The sequence below is a fragment of the Shewanella sp. 1CM18E genome (assembly GCF_023161665.1).
In the GTDB taxonomy this organism is placed as follows: Bacteria; Pseudomonadota; Gammaproteobacteria; order Enterobacterales; family Shewanellaceae; genus Shewanella.
Genome location: NZ_JALNTW010000003.1, coordinates 405,057 through 421,574, shown reverse-complemented (window position 1 = coordinate 421,574; position 16,518 = coordinate 405,057). Strand labels below are relative to the sequence as shown.

Below are 16,518 nucleotides of genomic sequence, written 5' to 3'. Positions count from 1 at the left end.
GTGTCAGTGGATGCGCATTATAGGGAGTTCTCAGATCCGCGCAAGCCCCTTTTGTAATAAAATTAGCTTTTTCGAATTAACCGACTACTAATTCCGCAAACTGCTGCATAATGCATCCGTATAGGTAAAAAACCACCAATACACCTCAGTATAAATAGGGCTGTACCTAAGAGAGTTAACAACTGGATAAGCATTAATCTTGAAAACCCTTACTAGCAACACATATATTTTGTCCTTTACTACTAACTTTCAATCTACCCACTATATTTATACTGGTGACTCAGCACAGAGCTCTATATAACGCGCTTATTTACGTAATAGCTAACAACGACTCGCTAAACCGTACTTTGCAGTTTGTCACTGCTGAGTTATGTTAGTAGCAAATCAGAATTAAGCGTTATGAAAGTCAGTTATTTCATTGCCACTAGGGACAGAAGATGATTAACACCACCAATAGGCTTAGCCATAAATTTGGCATACTTGCATCTAGCTTACTTATTACCCTTACTAGTGTCGCTTCCGTCAGCGCTAATACCATTTACACTTGGGTGGATGATAACGGCGTAACCCATTATAGCCAGCAGCCGCCATCACCAACTGATTCGCCTACGAACAGTGCATTTACCAATAAACTCTACAGTGAAGACATTGAACCAAAACGCATAGGCACTGTTGCCCCATTAAAACCGATAACCCAAAACAAACAAGCATCTGAGTTAGAGAAAAAAGCTGCCGCGATTAATCTTGCAGATAAACAACAAGCTCAGCAGGTTTGCGAAAATGCTAAGCATAGTCTGAATGTACTAACCACTCATACAAAACTAAATAAGAAGAATAATGAAACAGGAGAAGTTGTAGCGATGACAGAGGAGCAGCGGCAAGCTTCAATTGCAGAGCAAAATGAACGAATTAGATTATTTTGCAACACCTAGTAATGCACGTTGAGTCTAATTACAGCTCTGTTTGATCTATTAAAGAGGTAAAAAGATTAATTTCTGGAATGTACAATATGCTGAGAGTGCAATACGGGTTAAATCAGAAATGACATACAGACTCTGTTAGAGCCTGTATGTATAAGCAATATCAAGTTAAGAGATTATTTGCCCGCTTGTAGATTGTACATAGAACGTGGCACACCATCTTCACAAGCTTTTTGGCCAGCGTCCCAACCTGAATCAAAACGGCTTAAACCATCCAATGCCGTATCCTTTTTTACTGAGTCATAAAGCTCAGTTTGTTCACGCTTCATAACATATGCGTTTTTACAGCCACGGTAGTAACCATAATGATAAAGGCTCTCGTATTCCATATTACCTTCACCGATATAAGGTGCTGAAGTTTGTTCTTTCTCATAGTTAGAACTTGAACAGCCAACCACAGCGAATGAAGCCAATGCAATTACGGCTAATTGTTTTTTCATGAAGTTCTACTCCGTGTCTATATCAAAATAAAATATAAAAATGAATTATGGGTTTAAAGTGCATATTGCTGTAGCACGCAGGCATAAGCTAATCACTTTAAGTATTGTTTATCAGCTCGATAACACCAATTCTTTTACAGAGCTAAATAATAAATGTCGTAATAAGCAAAACGCTATCGTTCAAATATACATCACACAGCGCAACTTTAAACCTTTTATAAATAATTCTTACAAATCTCGAATCATCTTTTAAATCATTGCTTAAGGCATAAAAAATGGCCTCATAGAATTGAGGCCATTTAGAGCGCTTATTATAAGGGATTAACCCACACTAAAGAATACGTTTTATTGGCTAAACACCAACATATCGTCTTCAACCGCTATTTTAATCGGCTTACCTGGTAATAATTGCCCACTTAAGATCTGCTGAGCAAGTGGATTTTCAACCTCTTGCTGCAATGCCCTCTTCAATGGTCTTGCACCATATATAGGGTCAAATCCTGCTCTAGCTATCAATGCCAAGGCTTCTTCTGAGATCTCTAAACCGTAATCTTTATCAGCAAGGCGCTTTTGCAAGCCTTCGATTTGAATACCGGCAATATGAGCAATGTTACTCTCATCTAATGGATGGAATACCACAGCTTCATCGACACGGTTTAAAAACTCTGGTCTAAAGTTTTGAGTCACTACCTGCATCACATCAGACTTCATCTCGTCATAACTTTGAGTACCAAAGCCCATTTGGATCAGATCTGAACCTAAGTTCGAAGTCATAATCACAACGGTGTTTCTAAAATCGACCGTACGCCCTTGACCATCAGTCAAGCGTCCATCATCTAATACCTGTAATAAGATATTAAACACATCTGGATGCGCCTTTTCGACTTCATCGAGCAAAATCACCGAATAAGGTTTACGTCTGACTGCTTCAGTTAAGTAACCGCCCTCTTCATAACCGACATACCCCGGAGGTGCACCAACAAGGCGCGATACAGCATGCTTCTCCATAAACTCTGACATATCGATACGCACCAGTGCCGACTCTGTATCGAATAGGAACTTAGCAAGCGATTTACACAGCTCGGTTTTACCCACACCGGTTGGCCCTAAAAATAGGAACGAACCAATTGGACGATTTGGATCCGCAAGACCTGCACGGCTACGACGAATTGCATTTGATACTGAATTTACCGCTTCGTTTTGGCCGATAACTCGCTCATGCAAAGCATCTTCCATTTTTAGCAGCTTATCTCGCTCACCTTCGAGCATCTTAGATACTGGAATACCAGTAGCTTTTGATAAGACTTCAGCAATTTCAACGTCGGTGACTTTATTACGCAGCAATGTCATATCTTGCATTTCAGCTTGCGCAGCAAGATCTAGCTGTTTTTCGAGCTCAGGAATACGTCCATACTGCAACTCTGACATTCGAGTTAAATCACCCGCTCGACGCGCAACTTCCAAGTCCATCCGTGCTTGCTCAAGATCAGCTTTAATATGCTGAGTACCTGCAAGCGCCGCCTTTTCGGTGTGCCAAATTTCATTTAGCTCAGCCGCTTTGGCTTCGACATCTTTAAGCTCGGTGCGCAATGTATCTAAACGACGTAAGCTTGCTTCATCAGCTTCTTTACTCAAAGCCTGTTCTTCAAGTTTTAACTGAATCGCACGGCGCTCAAGTCTGTCTAGAGACTCAGGCTTAGAGTCAATTTGAATACGGATACTCGATGCCGCTTCATCAATTAAGTCAATAGCTTTATCTGGCAACTTACGATCTGAAATATAACGGTGCGACATACTAGCCGCCGCCACAATCGCAGGATCGGTAATTTCAACATGATGATGCAGCTCATAGCGCTCTTTAAGGCCACGTAAAATAGCAATGGTATCTTCAACACTTGGCTCATCAACCAATACTTTTTGAAAACGGCGCTCAAGTGCAGCATCTTTTTCAATGTATTGACGATATTCATCTAAAGTCGTTGCGCCTACACAATGTAAATCACCACGCGCAAGCGCAGGCTTTAACATGTTACCCGCATCCATTGCGCCGTCAGACTTACCTGCGCCAACCATGGTATGCAACTCATCAATAAAGAGGATCACTTGTCCCTCTTCTTGAGAAAGCTCATTCAGTACAGCTTTTAAACGCTCTTCAAATTCACCACGATACTTTGCACCAGCAACCAATGCGCCCATATCTAATGACAATACGCGCTTATTTTTAATCCCTTCAGGTACTTCATTGTTAATAATGCGCTGGGCTAAACCTTCAACAATCGCGGTTTTACCGACACCCGGCTCACCAATAAGTACAGGGTTGTTTTTACTACGACGTTGTAAAACTTGAATAGTGCGGCGAATTTCATCGTCACGACCAATAACAGGATCTAGTTTTCCCTGCTCGGCGCGCTCAGTTAAATCAACGGTGAACTTTTTAAGTGCTTGACGTTGATCTTCAGCATTAGGGTCATCCACATTTTGGCCGTTGCGCACTTGGTCAATAGTCGACTCCATTAACTCTTTGGTCGCACCGGACTGCTTTAATGCTTGTGCGAGTGAGTCGTTGCCTTCAAGTGCCGCTAACACAAAAAGCTCACTAGAGATAAATTTGTCTTTACGCTTTTGCGCTAACTTGTCGCACAGATTAAGTAGACGAATTAACGCCTGTGATAATTGAACATCACCGCCAGTACCTTCGACTTGTGGACGTTGCTCTAAATCTTGGCTCAACAGCGAGCGCAAAGTGCTCACCTGGATCCCAGCTTGGGTCAATAGCGGGTGAATTGAACCGCCATCTTGATTAAGTAATGCCATCATCAAATGTGATGGTTCAATAAATTGATGATCTCGGCCTAGTGCCAATGACTGAGCATCCGAGATGGCAATCTGGAATTTATTGGTCATACGATCTAATCGCATAAATCCTCCGATAACTCATAAAAAAGGTGACATAAAGGCAATGGAAATTGCATATCTGCTTCGAGAAACCGAATTGGACAGCACTAATATCGCTTTAGAAACAATATCAATCCATTCGCACTTCTATTCACTCTGAAAAGGGGTCATTCCGCGTTCAAGCGAAATTGATGTTACTTAAAAGATGGGGGCTATTTGAACAATATCAAGTCGAAGATGAGTAATAAAGTTAACGGTTAAGCCAAATAAATGATGCCATACGACCAGTAATGCCATCGCGGCGATAGGAAAAAAAGTTTTCCGCATCAGCAACGGTGCAACGTTGATCTTTATAAATACGCTTAACACCCAGTAAAGCCAACCTAAACTCAGCCAGACCTTGGATATCGGCCATAAATTTTTGCTCACCTTGCTTATTAAGATGCGCGCTAAAAAACTGACTCGCTTGCGGATGTTTTGCTTCAAATTGCGCTTTAACTTCTGCACCAACCTCAAATGCATTAGGGCCAATAGCCGGGCCGAGATAGGCGACTAACTCATGTGGTTTGTAGGTAAACTTAGCCACTGCAACTTCAATAATACCATCACACAGACCGCGCCAACCGGCGTGCACAGCGGCCACTTCAGTGCCGTTTTCATCGCATAACAGTACAGGTAAGCAATCAGCAGTCATCACCACACAAACTTGGTCTTTGCTTTGGGTATAGCTGCCATCGGCATTAATCACTTGGCTATTATCGGCTGCAACCACATCAATGCTATGGGTTTGCTCTAGCCAAGCTGGTTTTGCAGGAAGAGAGAGTTGTTGCTCAATGAGCAAACGATTGGCTAGCACCTTTTGTGGATCGTCGCCAACGTGCAGCCCTAAATTAAGGCTGGCGAAAGGCGATTGACTACAACCACCTTCTCGAGTCGAAAAAGCTAGGCTTACTCCGGGGGGAATAAACCAAGCTTGATTTTCAATATGATGACTCATTAGTACACTGTTGGGTTATCTTCAGTGTCTTTACGCAGTGCTTTAGTTAGCTTGACCATGTCATCAGGAATTGGCGCTTGCCAGCTCATGATTTCACAAGTAAATGGATGTGCTAACTCTAGTCGTACCGCGTGCAGTGCTTGACGCTTGAAGCCCATGTAGGTTTCAAAAAAGTCAGGTGCTGCACCTTTTGGCGGACGAGGACGACCCGCGTAAACAGGATCACCAACCAATACATGACCAATATGTGCCATATGCACACGAATTTGGTGAGTACGACCAGATTCAAGACGCAGTCTCAAACGTGTGTGCGCTCTGAACTTTTCAGCCACACGGTAGTGAGTCATCGCAGGCTTACCGTTATAAACAACTGCCATATGAGTACGTTTAGTCGGGTGACGATCGATTGGTTCATCAACTGTGCCACCAGCAATAATAGTACCGGTTACAATCGCTTCGTATTCACGAGTAATGTCGCGAGCCTGTAAAGCACTCACTAAATGTGTTTGCGCTTCAACAGTTTTGGCCACTACCATCAAACCTGTAGTGTCTTTATCTAAGCGGTGCACGATACCTGCACGTGGCACAAGCTCGATACCTGGGCAATGATGCAACAAGGCATTCATTAGGGTACCACTTTGGTTACCCGCACCAGGGTGCACAACTAAACCCGCTTGCTTGTTGATCACCAGAATGTGGTCATCTTCATAGATGATATCTAAATCAATCGCTTCGGCTTCAGCTTTAGTTTCTTCTTCAAGTGTGGCGCCAATCGTCACAACCTGACCTTCAAGCACTTTAATTCTAGGCTTGTCAGAAACTTCACCATCAATAAAGACTGAACCCGCTAAAATCCATTCTTTAATACGTGTACGCGAGTAATCCGGGAACAATTCAGCCAATGTCTGGTCTAATCTTTGCCCGGTTTGTGTTGCTGTGATCTCGCTTTTTAGATTAATCTCTTGTGTCATATGAACCGTACCCACTTTTCTGGGTCCAAAAATGTTTACTATCTGTTACAATCGGATTGTTTCTATTTTATCGTGAAATGGAAAAATTCTTAACAATAACTTTAAAAGAATCGAATTCAAGTATGCATAAAATTGCCAAAAGTGTCGCTGTAGTCCTTATCACGCTTGCAGCCACGGCCTGTAGTAGTAAACAGGGCGAAGACCCTGCGATGACAAAAAGCTCACCAGAAGTGCTTTACTCTCAAGCAAGAACCTCAATGCAACTAGGTAATTACAGCAAAGCTGTGCGTTCTCTAGAAGCCTTGGATTCACGCTTTCCGTTTGGCCCGCACAAGACTCAAGTACAGCTTGACCTAATTTATGCCTATTACAAACTTGACGATCCGGCATCAGGCATTGCGAATATCGATAGATTCATTCGCTTAAACCCAACTCATAAAGATATTGATTATGTTTACTACATGCGCGGCTTAGTCAATATGCAGTCGGACCGATACCTATTTCACGATATGCTAAATATCGATCGTTCTGACCGCGACCCTAAAGCCGCACAAGATGCATTTAAAGATTTTGATAGACTAATTAAGTCATATCCAAACAGTAAGTATGCAGCAGATGCACAAAAACGCATGCAGCACCTAAAAAATAGATTGGCACTTTACTCGATCAAGGTGGCTGAATACTACATAAAAATGAATGCTTGGAGTGCTGCAGCTGTGCGTGCACAGTCCGTTTTAGAGACTTATCCAGGTACTCCATCAGCAGAAAAAGCGCTAGAGATCATGTCAACTGCTTATGGTGAACTTGGTCAAGAAAAGCTTAAAGATCATGCACTCATGGTAATGAAAGCTAATTTTCCAAACAATAAATTAGTCGCTAACTAATCTTATAAAACTTGCATATTTGACGACAAATAAAGGCCTCATTAGAGGCCTTTATTTTTTGTACAAAATTTGATTAATGTTGTATTTGACCCATCTCATCGCCAGATTTCAGACAAATTCCGCTTCAATTAGATTTCAACCTTAACTTTAGACTCTTTCACTTTAGTGACTATCCACCATAAATAAAGCACTGGCAGCATTAGCACATCAAAGCCCCACGCAAAGATAACCACTAAGCAAGACAATAAACTAAGCTGACCTATCGGAGTAAAATCAGAGACTAAACCAATAGCGAAACCACCGGCGATGGTTAATGTTGTAAAGCTAATCACGGGTAGCACCTGTTGCAAACTCAGCCACAAGCTATCCGCACTGGCGGCAACCTTACTGTTAACTGCTTTTAAGGGCGACATATGAGTATTGGGTAACTTCAGCATTAAATGTAAAGTGTCATCAACAATAATGCCAAGCATCATCCCCAAAACAACCGCTGTGCCTAGGCTAATAAAGCCACCATTTAATTGCCAAAGTGCAAACACCCACAGTAAAGGCAAAAAGTTAAGCAATAAACCGATTAGCCCATAAATCATCGAACCTTTTAAAATACTCAGCAGGATAGCTAAAGCAATTAATGCCGCTGCAAACGAAAACAACATATTATTCGCATTATCTACACTTAAATGGGCAAACAGTAAATTACTACCCAATGGCGGACTCAGCTTTACATCGGCGCTCTGCTCTGCCAGCCATGTATCGACTTTACGCTCGAAGGCGAGTAGCTCCATGGCTGTCATGGGTTGCAAATACAAGGTTATTAAACTCGATTGCTTATCTTGTGCAAGTTCACTCGCCAGTCCTAACTGTTGCACGCTATTTTGCGATAAAACTTGCCTAAACTGATTTTGACCTATTCCAGCAGCTTTTATCCAATCACCGATATGTTGCACGGTTACAACTTCTGACTGCTTTTTTAAATAACGGCTGAATTTATAAATGAAACTGATCTCGGCTTTATCAATTTGCCGATCTTCAACAGTACTGACCACATAATGCTGTAAGTTAATCCCAGAGAAATATTGCGCCATTTTTTGGCTAGATAAAGTAAAAGGATTCGAGGATTTAAAGTAGCTTAATGGATCATCATTTAACGTCAGCTTAGTCACGCTCACCAAAGCCAACATACTAAAGATAACAATACCGGCTATAACCGCTTTAGGCCGCTGAGCATTGTATTTTGCAAGCTGCACAACCTTGTCAAAATTCAATAACCGTGTGGTTGATGCACTAGAGTATTGAGCAAAGAAAATTAGGCTAGTTAAACATAGCAAATAATTACACAGCACGGCAAAAGCCACTAATATTCCAAAGCTCTGGATCGGTGGAGATGGACTCAAAGTTAACAAGCTAAAACTAAAGATCGTGGTGATACTTGAATAGAATAATGGTGCTTGGTTAACACTAACCGTATATTGCAGGGCCTCATTCGTACTTGCGCCGCTGCTAAGTTTAGTGCGCCAACCAAAATATAAATGCGAACCGTAAGCTAAGCCAAGCGTAACAATAATCACTGGCACAAATGCACTAATGGCGGCCAGAGTAAGATTAATCCAAGCAGCAAGCCCAAGCGTTAGCAACAGGGTTATGAGATTGTTGAGCGCTAAAGCTAATATCCACATTTTCTGGCGAATAAACAACAGCGCCATTAAGAAGATAATCCCCAGTAATGCAGGCGCAAACCAACTAAGATCATGCAGTAACACTTTGGCATATTGCCAATTTAATGCATGAGTACCATTTAAATGCACCTGAACATTTAAAGGCTGCCAATAACGCTGGCTATTAGTATCTATGGTTTGTAGCACTTCATCGAGCCATAGGCTTTGCGTTGCAAAGTCAGTAATCTTGCTATTATCCAACTGAATTTGAAGCAAAATTGCACGGCCATCTGTCGATAATACTGATGACAACCTTGGATGAGTTTTATAAGAGAGGATTTTCTCAGCTTTGGCTGTTCCCAAAACAAACTGATTGTAGCCCTGAATGCTAATTATATTGGGATCACTATTAAGCATTGCTAAAAAGGCTTTCAGCTGAACTTCAGCACTATCATCACGCCAATCTTGCTCAGTTTCTAGCAACATCCATAATTGATCATGGCGCTCAAACTTATCAGTCATACTGTTAAGCGCAGTTAAACGCGGATCTGACGGTGAAAAGTAATCGCTAAAATCGACATCAAGGTTTAAACGATAATAGCCCGCTAGCGAAAATATCAATAAGCAACTAATTACCATAAACAAAGCAATTGGATGACGCTGGATCTTCCAGATTAAATGTATTTGGCGCTCCACTTAGTTCTCCCTTCAGAGGCCGATCACTCAACAATCCCTAATTCGATGTGTTTTCCACAAGTCATAGCAGCGTGGCTAACCAACACTATCTACTCACAATCTGCGATCAGATACACTGCCGTTGCTCATAACTAACTCTAAACGACTATTTATTCAACGCTTAAGCAAAAAAAGTCATCTTTTTGTAAAAATGGGTTGACTCAAATCGGTAAAAGCCTTTTAATAGCGCCCGTTGCCCGAATAGCTCAGTCGGTAGAGCAGAGGATTGAAAATCCTCGTGTCCCTGGTTCGATTCCGGGTTCGGGCACCAATATTTAGTTTAGGTGTTACAGCAACAACTAAACCTGCAACAAGGCAGATTAAGACCTTAAGTTGCATAAAAAAACCTCGCCTAGCGAGGTTTTTTTATGCCTTAAATTTATTACCCGCAACCAATTTAAGCCACCTACTCCACATACAAAAAAGCCCCGAGTCACTCGAGGCCTTTGTTAAATCAATGAATTTAAGTTTTAAACTTTAAACTTACTCACTGCATCTTTTAAAAACTCCGCGCGTTCACGTACATCATCAGTAGCACTTGAGTTCTGCGTAGCAACGTCTGCCGTCTCTTGGGCGATATCACGAATAACCACCACGTTTTGATTCACTTCAGCGGCAACCATGCTCTGCTCTTCAATTGCTGCTGCAATTTGGGTGCTCATATCTAGAATATTAGTCACATCACTATTAATCTGCTGTAATAATGTACCTGCTGACGCCGCTTGCTCAGCACTCTCATTGCCTTGGTCACGACTCGCTTGCATCAAGCTCACAATCGAGTGGGTACGCGACTGCAAAGTTTGAATGATTGAAGCAATTTCTTCAGTAGACTCTTGGGTTCGCATTGCTAAACTGCGCACCTCATCGGCTACAACCGCAAAGCCACGTCCTTGCTCACCCGCCCTTGCTGCCTCAATCGCTGCATTCAACGCAAGTAAGTTAGTTTGCTCGGCGATACCGCGAATAACATCAAGCACACTGCCAATGGTTTCACTGTCTTTTTCTAACTCGCTAACCACTGCGGCAGACTCATTAATTTGTCGCGCTAAGTGCTCAATTCTTTCAATCGTTTGCTCAACGCCAGTTTGCCCTGTTTGCGCGTTATCATGGGTCATACTCGCTTTGTTGGCCGCCAACTCAGTATTTTTAGCAATTTCATCAATGGTCGCGCCCATTTCGGTAATCGCCGTTGCCACCATATCAGTTTCATTGAGCTGATTCTCTGCGCCTCGCGATGCCCTAGCCACGTTAGTAGATAGCTCTTGGCAAGATTGGTTCATGGTCTCAACCGATTGGGTTACTTGATGAATAAGCTGCTGGAAACTCTCAACCATACTATTAAAGTGAGTTGCGATTTGCCCAAGCTCATCATTACTTGAGTCATCACAGCGCATCGCCAGATCTTTATTGATCTCAATATGAGTGATTACCTCTGTGATCCGCTTAACCGGCTCTATAATGCTACGAATAATGGTTAGCGTGGCAAATGCCAGCAGCAGCGCAATCAACACCGCGATAGACAAACCAACAATAAATGCCGAATTTTGCTTTTCTGTAATTGCGTTTAACGCTAATGACTCAAGCTGCTGCAGAGCTTGCTCAGTTGTGGCGACAGCTTTACGTAATTGACCAAGTTCACCTTCAGAAATACTTAACCCCATTTGCTGCTCTTTATCGACGAGCGCTTTAAAGTCAGTATCATATTGGCCTATCAACTTAGTCACTTGTTGCTTCACCTCTGGTGAAAGCTGCGAGCTTGCTAACATGCTGCTAAATTTAGCCAAATTGACATCAAACTTAACAACGTAGCTTTGATTACGCCTAAGCATAAAATCCTTCTCTGCACGTCTTAACTGCAGCATTTGCACCATCAAACTCGGCTCATTATATCGCCCCACCACTTCTTCAACTTGATGCACCGCCCTGCGCAAAGTGCCATATAAACCGGTTTTAGGCGTTAAACCTATCTGCTGATTAAGGTTGGTGACACGCTTGAAGGTATCGCTGTAACTCATTACGGCTTGATTAAACTGATTTAGGCTAGTGGTGGGAATATCGTACTTATCAAAATCAGCTTCTAATTGGGCGACGATAGCTTTCACTTGCTGTTGGTTATCTTGGTGTTGGCCTATGTACTTAACATCGTTCCTCGACAAAAAATCTTTTTCGTCTTTGCGCAGACTTAACATCTCATTATTGAGCGTTGCAATACGCAATGATGTATTGGCGAGATCGGTTTGCACTTGGCTAAAGTAAACTTGAAGGCCGAACATGGCGGCTAGTGCGGCAATTGATACGCCAGCACTTAACAATAATTTGTAACGTATTAGCATTTTTACATCTCTTATTATTTGCTGATATTACTTTAGGAAACACTGGATTAAGTATCGCCTTTACCTGTCACAGATCTTTATCGGCCGATTATATAGCAGATTTAACTACAAAAAAGCCCAAAAACCGCAAACATTAACCAACACACGCTAACATTCTAATTATTAAGTTGAAATATAATTAACCACCGAAAACTAATTTGACTCAAACCAGCCTCACAAATAGTATAAAATATACTTTAAAGGAGGTTTTATGATCGTCATTAATGCAGAGTCCGTTCACCAATCGCTTAATTTTCCAGATTTAATCAATGCTTTAGCTGAAACATTTTCCCGTCCAGCAGGAATGCCACAGCGTCGAGTATTTGAGTTGGATAACTCGCCTCAGCATCATGACGCATTTGCAGTTCTGCCTTCTTGGAATGAGCAATCGATTGCAGTAAAAGCCTTCACTTACTTTCCTAATAACCCTAACAAGTCTCCTGAGCTTGCTAGTCTTTACTCAAAGATAATGCTGTTTAGTCGCGAAACTGGTGAGCCCCAGGCACTTGTAGACGGCACTAGCGTGACCTTTTGGCGTACTGCTGCTATTTCCGCACTAGGTAGTCGCTTCTTATCTCGTAAAGATTCTAACAAGCTATTAGTTTTCGGCACCGGTAAGCTAGCCCACTTCATGGCTCTTGCTCACGCGAGTGTGCGCCCAATAACCCAAATTACCGTTTGTGGACGTAGCGACACCAAGGCTCAAAAAACTATTGAGCTAATAAGAAATAAACGCCCAGATATTGAAGTACTACTATGTACTGACATTGAGCAAAGCGTACGTGAGGCCGATATCATCAGCTGCGCTACGGGATCAGCAACACCACTATTTGATGGTAATTGGGTACAACCAGGCACTCATACAGACTTTGTTGGCAACCACAACCACGACAAGCGTGAACTTGATAGCCAACTGATTGTGAAATCCTCGGTGTTTGTCGATTCAAAAATCAATGTTTTTGCCGAAGCTGGTGACTTATTAATCCCTGAAAAAGAGGGTGTATTTGCATTAAGCGAGGTAAAGGGTGAACTAGGCCAACTTTGTAAAGGTGAGATCTCAGGCCGAACCAGTGCTACTGAAATAACCTTATTCAAAACAGTCGGCACTGCACTTGCCGACCTTGTTGGCGCTCAGCTCGTTTTTGCCAAACTAAGCTAACAGGCGAATTGGTATAACGGCTGGCCCCAACATATTAAAGGAGCATCTATTGCTCCTTTTGTTTTACTGCAACTGATCTTAGTCACTCATTTCCTTTTACAAACTATGCCTGCGCTCAGCTTAGCCTCCGTCTCTAAAAATAATTTCTATTGCATTTAAACCTTTTTAGCTATTGGCTATGTCTTATATATATCGACCGCGCACAAGGAAATGCCAGTGACCGCAACAAAGCAGGTATTGGAGTTAGCTCAACTTCAAGAACCTGAACTAATAGATAAAGCTAAACAAGGTGATAAACACGCCTTTAAGCAGCTATACCAAATACACCACCAGCGCGTGTATGCCCTTTGTTTGCGTATTACAGGACAAGTTACGCTAGCGGAAGAAGCAACCCAAGATTGCTTTGTCAGGCTTTGGCAAAAGCTACCTCTGTTTCGCGGCGAAAGTCAGTTTACAACTTGGCTGCATACGCTCAGTGTTAATCAGGCACTATCAAGCGTGAAGAAACACCGTTCATTTTGGGCTCGCTTTATCAGTAATGAAGTAGATATCGACTCGGTTAGTGATGAATATGAAGACCTCGATAAAATCTTACTTAAGCTACCGGAGCGCGCTCGTATTGTATTCGTACTGCATGCGCTCGAAGGTTACAAACATGAAGAAGTAGCCAGTTTAATGGGGATCAGCGCAGGTACCAGTAAAGCTCAATACCACCGCGCACAAAAGTTACTCCAGCAGTTAATGAGTCAACACTCGTTAAATAACGCAAATATAGGCCCAGCAGAAAATGGAGGCCAGTATGAGTCATACAAACATTAATAACTTAGATAGTCAGCTTGCGAAGTTAGTAAAGCATGCGCCGAAAGAGATCGCACCAGAGCAAGATCTTTGGCTAGGCATAGAAAAACAACTCGATAAAAGCGAGTTTCAACAAACCAACAGCAAACGCTCGCAACAATGGCGTCGTTTAGCGGTTGCTAGCATCCTATTACTCACAGGAGTGTTAGGCAGCAATTTTTGGCAAGCTAATATGCAGCCAACAACTGAGGGCTCAGCCTTACTCACTACTTTGGCTGACATTCGGTTACAGCATCAACAACAGGTTGAGCAATTAAGTTTGCAGCAACATGTAAATTGGCAAGCTAGCCAGTTTAGCGATCCGCTCGAAGAAGGGATCAAACAATTAAGAAAAGCCGCAGAACAGATCTACCAAGCACTACAACAATCCCCCAACGACAAGGAACTTTGGCAGCTTTGGCTATGGACTCAAGCAAAAGAAATCGAGTTACTCCAACAAGGTCAATCACTGCCGGTTACGCCATTATCTCAAGGAGCTTTAATATGACCCATAAACTGATTAGTGCTTTAACAATTAGCACGCTATTTCTTTGCCAAAGCGCATTTGCAGCAGAACGTATTCAGCAACAACAAAGCGTGCAGGCAGACCCAAGCGTTAAGGTTAAGGTACAGCGCGGTAACGTCACTTTTAAATCTTGGGATAAAAATGAAATTGCCATCAGCGGTACGCTCGATGAACTTAGCCAAGGCTTTATTTTCAATGTTAGCGGTAATAAGGTGACCATTGAAGATAAGTTGCCGCGCCAATATAGCGGCAGCAATAAAGACGGCTCAATGCTGACGATTACTCTGCCAAGTCAGCTAAAGCTGCACGCTGAGGGTGTATCTGCCGATTATGCGCTAGATTCATTAGCTGGCAAGCTTAATATCAGCTCAGTTAGTGGCAATATAAAAGCCAACAACTTACAACAAAAAGCCGCATTACAAACAGTATCTGGGGATATATCGAGCCGCAGTTTAAGCGGAAAAGTTAGCTTACAAACAGTATCCGGTGATATTAAAGACACCCAAAGTAGCGGCACCTTACGTTACCAACTCGTTAGTGGTGAGCTTACCGCTGATACTCAGGCTAACAAAGTATCAGTAGAATCGGTCTCAGGCGATGCAACTATCGCGCTAGCAAAAGTAGATAACTTAAATATCAAAACAGTGAGTGGCGATATTGAGTTATCACTTAATACTCTTAATGAAAGTGCCACTCTTGGAAGTGTAAGTGGCGATATCGAGATTAAGTTCTTAAGTGCAGCCGATGTAAGTGTTGATATCAATGGTGGACCCGGCGGAAAAATTATCAATAAGCTGACAAACGATCCAGTATCAAAAGGAAAGTACTCACCGCAGAGTTACTTAAAATTTCAAACAGGTAGTGGTAATGCAGAGCTCAATGTTTCTACTATCAGCGGTAAAATTGAATTAGCACAATAACCGTTTATCCAGTAAACATTGATAAAAAAGCCGAATAAGCAAAGCCCTATAAGTCGCTCTTACGCTGCAACTTATAGGGCGTTTCAATATCCCTTATTACTCCACTGCACCTGATAACATTAACTGCAAAAAACGTTTAGCGGCAATGCTGCTTTGTGTTCTTAGCATTACAACACTAAAACATACATCAAGTTGCGGCATATCTTGCGGTGTAAAAATATGCAGCTCATTTCTGATACTCTCATCGAGCAAAGCAACTTGTGGAGTCAGAGCTAGCATTTGTGAATGCTGGATCGCACCAATAATAGGTGGAAATGCGTCGTAGTGGAGCAAGCCAGAAAAGTCACTGCGGTATTGAAAAAACAGATCGCCAAACATATCCAATACACCTGCAGGTAAGTTTCGAGGAATCGCCAAAGGAAACTTTCTAATATCAGCTAATGTTAGCGTCGATTTACTTGCTAATGGGTGATCTTTACGAGCACAAAAAACCGCGTTGTACGAAGGCAAATTAAAGCTCTGAACCAATGCTTCATTGCCAATTTCCTCTCCCTTAACGTCAGTAACCAATAAAGATAATTTACCTTGCATAAGCTTAGTTAAATTATGCTGCCAAGTACCTTCAGTAAGTTCAACATGCACATCAGGAAAGCGATCAATAAAGCGACCAATTGTCGGTCCTAAAATCGTATTTGCCGGAACAGGGCTTGCGCCAATAGCTAAATGGCCACTACTTTTACCTTGTAGGTACTGCAACTCTTTTCTTAGGGTATCGACTCCCTGAATAATCTCTTCACTATGACTAAGCACCAACTCGCCCGACGCAGTTAGCGACATCGCTTGATGCCCGCGATTTAATAGCTCAGTACCTAGCAAGTCTTCTAGCCTTTGAATACTGCGGCTCAATGATGGTTGAGCTAAATTCAATCGCTGCGCTGCCTTTTGGTAATTTCCCTCTTGAGCCAGCACAGTAAAGTTTCTTAAGTGTCTAAATTCAATCATGACTCATCCAAAGCCAACGGTTAACAAGTTAACAACATACAGAGATTGAAAATCACGAACAAGCAGGCTGGTGTTACAACTTGTATCGTAAGTGATGCAAAAAAAGCATAGCCACTAAAACCGTAAGCGCATGTTATTTAAATAA

The 16,518-nt window shown here is 42.2% G+C and carries 13 protein-coding genes and 1 tRNA gene; 7 read left to right on the top strand and 7 right to left on the bottom strand.

What is annotated here, in order from left to right:
- Positions 1-437 precede the first annotated feature (437 nt).
- Positions 438-932 (top strand): DUF4124 domain-containing protein, encoded by a 495-nt coding sequence (locus MSG37_RS07350; protein ID WP_248469928.1) that lies wholly within the window; start codon positions 438-440, stop codon positions 930-932.
- Positions 933-1,096: 164 nt separating this feature from the next.
- Here the strand turns inward: MSG37_RS07350 and MSG37_RS07345 are convergent, their stop codons facing one another.
- From MSG37_RS07345 to rluD, 4 genes are all read right to left on the bottom strand, one after another.
- The gene (locus MSG37_RS07345) at positions 1,097-1,420 is read right to left on the bottom strand and encodes a hypothetical protein (protein ID WP_248469927.1); all 324 of its coding nucleotides are present in this window, start codon (positions 1,418-1,420) and stop codon (positions 1,097-1,099) included.
- 345 nt (positions 1,421-1,765) lie between these two features.
- A complete protein-coding gene (gene clpB / locus MSG37_RS07340) occupies positions 1,766-4,339 on the bottom strand; it encodes an ATP-dependent chaperone ClpB (RefSeq protein ID WP_248469926.1) in 2,574 nt (857 codons plus the stop codon).
- A 226-nt stretch (positions 4,340-4,565) separates the two neighbouring features.
- Positions 4,566-5,312, bottom strand: a complete 747-nt coding sequence (gene pgeF / locus MSG37_RS07335; RefSeq protein WP_248469925.1) for a peptidoglycan editing factor PgeF — start codon at positions 5,310-5,312, stop codon at positions 4,566-4,568.
- Positions 5,312-6,283, bottom strand: coding sequence for a 23S rRNA pseudouridine(1911/1915/1917) synthase RluD (gene rluD, locus MSG37_RS07330; protein ID WP_248469924.1), 972 nt, complete (start codon positions 6,281-6,283; stop codon positions 5,312-5,314). Before rluD ends, pgeF begins: the two co-directional genes overlap by 1 nt.
- A 122-nt stretch (positions 6,284-6,405) precedes the next feature.
- On the opposite strand from rluD, the gene MSG37_RS07325 reads away from it, so the two are divergent.
- Entirely contained in the window at positions 6,406-7,167 is a 762-nt protein-coding gene (locus MSG37_RS07325) for an outer membrane protein assembly factor BamD (protein ID WP_248469923.1), read from the top strand.
- Positions 7,168-7,295: 128 nt separating this feature from the next.
- On the opposite strand, the gene MSG37_RS07320 is transcribed toward MSG37_RS07325, so the two are convergent.
- Positions 7,296-9,518: an MMPL family transporter gene (locus tag MSG37_RS07320; RefSeq protein WP_248469922.1), complete on the bottom strand. Its 2,223-nt coding sequence runs from the start codon at positions 9,516-9,518 to the stop codon at positions 7,296-7,298.
- A gap of 234 nt (positions 9,519-9,752) precedes the next feature.
- On the opposite strand from MSG37_RS07320, the gene MSG37_RS07315 reads away from it, so the two are divergent.
- Positions 9,753-9,828 (top strand) — tRNA-Phe (locus MSG37_RS07315).
- A 199-nt stretch (positions 9,829-10,027) separates the two neighbouring features.
- Here the strand turns inward: MSG37_RS07315 and MSG37_RS07310 are convergent.
- On the bottom strand, positions 10,028-11,890 hold the full coding sequence (locus tag MSG37_RS07310) for a methyl-accepting chemotaxis protein (RefSeq protein WP_248469921.1): 1,863 nt from the start codon (positions 11,888-11,890) through the stop codon (positions 10,028-10,030).
- A gap of 250 nt (positions 11,891-12,140) precedes the next feature.
- Here MSG37_RS07310 and MSG37_RS07305 point away from each other — a divergent pair, with 250 nt between their 5' ends.
- The 4 genes from MSG37_RS07305 to MSG37_RS07290 all read left to right on the top strand — a co-directional run bounded on the left by MSG37_RS07305 (position 12,141) and on the right by MSG37_RS07290 (position 15,371).
- Positions 12,141-13,088, top strand: coding sequence for an ornithine cyclodeaminase family protein (locus MSG37_RS07305; protein ID WP_248469920.1), 948 nt, complete (start codon positions 12,141-12,143; stop codon positions 13,086-13,088).
- A gap of 216 nt (positions 13,089-13,304) precedes the next feature.
- Entirely contained in the window at positions 13,305-13,907 is a 603-nt protein-coding gene (locus tag MSG37_RS07300; RefSeq protein ID WP_248469919.1) for an RNA polymerase sigma factor, read from the top strand.
- Positions 13,888-14,433 carry a hypothetical protein gene (locus MSG37_RS07295; RefSeq protein ID WP_248469918.1) on the top strand — a complete coding sequence of 182 codons (546 nt, stop codon included), beginning with the start codon at positions 13,888-13,890 and terminating at the stop codon, positions 14,431-14,433. The genes MSG37_RS07300 and MSG37_RS07295 overlap by 20 nt, the downstream gene beginning before the upstream one ends.
- Positions 14,430-15,371, top strand: a complete 942-nt coding sequence (locus tag MSG37_RS07290) for a DUF4097 family beta strand repeat-containing protein (protein ID WP_248469917.1) — start codon at positions 14,430-14,432, stop codon at positions 15,369-15,371. Before MSG37_RS07295 ends, MSG37_RS07290 begins: the two co-directional genes overlap by 4 nt.
- A gap of 96 nt (positions 15,372-15,467) precedes the next feature.
- Here the strand turns inward: MSG37_RS07290 and MSG37_RS07285 are convergent, their stop codons facing one another.
- Positions 15,468-16,373 carry a LysR family transcriptional regulator gene (locus MSG37_RS07285; RefSeq protein WP_248469916.1) on the bottom strand — a complete coding sequence of 302 codons (906 nt, stop codon included), beginning with the start codon at positions 16,371-16,373 and terminating at the stop codon, positions 15,468-15,470.
- Between the last annotated feature and the right edge of the window lie 145 nt (positions 16,374-16,518).

What these genes read in the sequence shown, in the direction of transcription:
- pgeF (WP_248469925.1), bottom strand. Translation starts at nt 5,312, where the DNA reads ATGAGTCATCATATTGAAAATCAAGCTTGGTTTATTCCCCCCGGAGTA.
- MSG37_RS07325 (WP_248469923.1), top strand. Translation starts at nt 6,406, where the DNA reads ATGCATAAAATTGCCAAAAGTGTCGCTGTAGTCCTTATCACGCTTGCA.
- MSG37_RS07350 (WP_248469928.1), top strand. Translation starts at nt 438, where the DNA reads ATGATTAACACCACCAATAGGCTTAGCCATAAATTTGGCATACTTGCA.
- MSG37_RS07285 (WP_248469916.1), bottom strand. Translation starts at nt 16,373, where the DNA reads ATGATTGAATTTAGACACTTAAGAAACTTTACTGTGCTGGCTCAAGAG.
- MSG37_RS07295 (WP_248469918.1), top strand. Translation starts at nt 13,888, where the DNA reads ATGAGTCATACAAACATTAATAACTTAGATAGTCAGCTTGCGAAGTTA.
- MSG37_RS07305 (WP_248469920.1), top strand. Translation starts at nt 12,141, where the DNA reads ATGATCGTCATTAATGCAGAGTCCGTTCACCAATCGCTTAATTTTCCA.
- MSG37_RS07290 (WP_248469917.1), top strand. Translation starts at nt 14,430, where the DNA reads ATGACCCATAAACTGATTAGTGCTTTAACAATTAGCACGCTATTTCTT.
- MSG37_RS07345 (WP_248469927.1), bottom strand. Translation starts at nt 1,420, where the DNA reads ATGAAAAAACAATTAGCCGTAATTGCATTGGCTTCATTCGCTGTGGTT.
- rluD (WP_248469924.1), bottom strand. Translation starts at nt 6,283, where the DNA reads ATGACACAAGAGATTAATCTAAAAAGCGAGATCACAGCAACACAAACC.
- MSG37_RS07310 (WP_248469921.1), bottom strand. Translation starts at nt 11,890, where the DNA reads ATGCTAATACGTTACAAATTATTGTTAAGTGCTGGCGTATCAATTGCC.
- clpB (WP_248469926.1), bottom strand. Translation starts at nt 4,339, where the DNA reads ATGCGATTAGATCGTATGACCAATAAATTCCAGATTGCCATCTCGGAT.